This window comes from Methylorubrum zatmanii (assembly GCF_014845115.1).
GTDB lineage: Bacteria > Pseudomonadota > Alphaproteobacteria > Rhizobiales > Beijerinckiaceae > Methylobacterium > Methylobacterium zatmanii.
Map to the genome: position 1 here is coordinate 1 of NZ_NKUI01000277.1, position 1,939 is coordinate 1,939.

Genomic DNA, 1,939 nt, shown 5'->3' on the forward strand with positions numbered 1-1,939 from the left:
CCGCGCGCGAAAGGTGGCGAGTCAGATGTGTTGTACGGCGTTGGACATAATCCCAGGACGAAGCGTCGCTGCCAACGGAGGTCTCCGCATGCCGCGCCTCTTCTCCGACGGTCACAATGCCGGTGCGGCGGAACGAGAGGCGTTGGAACAGTGGCTGACATCATGATTTTGCGGATCTGCAAAAGCTCGAGTCTCGGCTCGCGCAGGAACACTGCCAGCGTGAAGCAACATTCAGCCTTCTCATGATTTACAAAACAAATCCGCGCTCCGGTGATCGAGGAATTTGAGCGATGCTGTGCAATGTAATTGAATATTTCATTGACGGCGCATTGAAGTCATGTCCGAACAAAGTCGCCATCAGCGATGGCGGGACAGAGATCACTTTTTCAGAATTGGAAAAAAAGGCAAAAGATCTCGCGGAGGCTCTCATCGGTCGTGTCGATGTCGTGAGAGAGCCGATTGCGGTCTATATTCCTAAATCTGCCGCTGTGATCGTTGCTGATTTGGCGATTATGTATACTGGCAATATATTTATGAATTTAGATACGGAAATTCCCTTAAAGAGATTGGGGAGCATACTGAATCATATCGAGCCGAAGCTCATTATTACATTGAGAGATCGGGTAGACACCGTTCTCGACGCGGTGGACGGAGTCGACCGCAATCAAATTATCGTTCTGGAAGAGCTTGCGGAGGCGGAGCGTCATTCGGTTGCGACAGTATCGAATGACCGTTATCGGAATCTCATCGATACCGATCCATTTTGCATCATCAATACGTCTGGATCGACGGGTGTTCCAAAAGGGGTTGTCTTGAATCATCGCGGCGTGATCGATTTCGCGGATTGGGCTTTCGCGGAATTCTACCTTGAAGAAGATACTATTGTCGGTAATCTCTCGCCGTTTTATTTCGATTTATACATATTCGATCTGGTCTTGTGCCTGTCGAGGGGGGCAACTTTTGTCATCATTCCAGAGAAGTTGCCGATTTTTCCCGTCAGGCTGATGGAGTTTGTCGCGAGGGAAAAGATCAGCTTCCTGTTCTGGGTGCCATCCATCATGGTCAACATCGCGAATCTCGACCTTCTGGAAAAGGTACCTCTTCCCGCCTTGCAGACCGTATTTTTTGCTGGCGAAGTGTTTCCGACCCGTCATCTCAATCGGTGGCGGCGCGCGCTTCCCGGTGTCCGGTTCGTTAATTTATACGGACCCATCGAGATTCATATCGATTGTACTTTCTATGTCGTCGAAGGCGAGATCGCTGACGATCAGCCTTTGCCGATCGGATATCCGTGTCGCAACACCGACATCATGATTCTCAATGAGGCGGATCAGCTCTGTGCCCCCGGTGAACAGGGTGAACTCTGCGTGCGCGGCAGTTCGCTCAGCAACGGCTATTGGAACGACCCGGAAAAGACGGCGCGCGCGTTCGTACAGAATCCGCTCAACACGCGATATCCGGAACTGATCTACCGCACCGGCGATCTCGCCATGCGCGGGGCCGATGGGTTGATCTTCTTCGCCGGCCGTAAGGACTACCAGATCAAGCATATGGGCTATCGCATCGAGCTGCCGGAGATCGAGCATCAGGTCCTGGGTATTCCCGGCATCGCGAATGCCTGCGTGGTGTATGACCATCCCAAGAAGGCGATTACGCTCTTCTATCAACCGTCCGGCGCGGAGGTCGGTGCGGCAGCAATTCGCAAGGCACTTTCCACCGTACTTCCCAAATATATGCTGCCGACGGCCTACCATTCGATGGAGCGGCTTCCCATGAACCCGAACGGGAAGATCGATCGGAACGGCTTGGTGCTGTCGCTGGTGGAAGAGGAATGATCGGACTGGGCAGCCGGGGGCATCATGTTCTTCTTGGGAAGTGGATCCTTACTGTCGCAGGCTGTTCATCATACCTGCGCGGTTGGGATCAATATCGATCTCGT

Annotated in this window: 1 protein-coding gene; it reads left to right on the forward strand. The window is 52.8% G+C overall.

Annotated features, from left to right (window positions below; genetic code table 11):
- The first annotated feature begins 290 nt into the window (after positions 1-290).
- Positions 291-1,835 carry an amino acid adenylation domain-containing protein gene (locus MZTS_RS23345; protein WP_192285648.1) on the forward strand — a complete coding sequence of 515 codons (1,545 nt, stop codon included), beginning with the start codon at positions 291-293 and terminating at the stop codon, positions 1,833-1,835.
- Positions 1,836-1,939 lie beyond the last annotated feature (104 nt).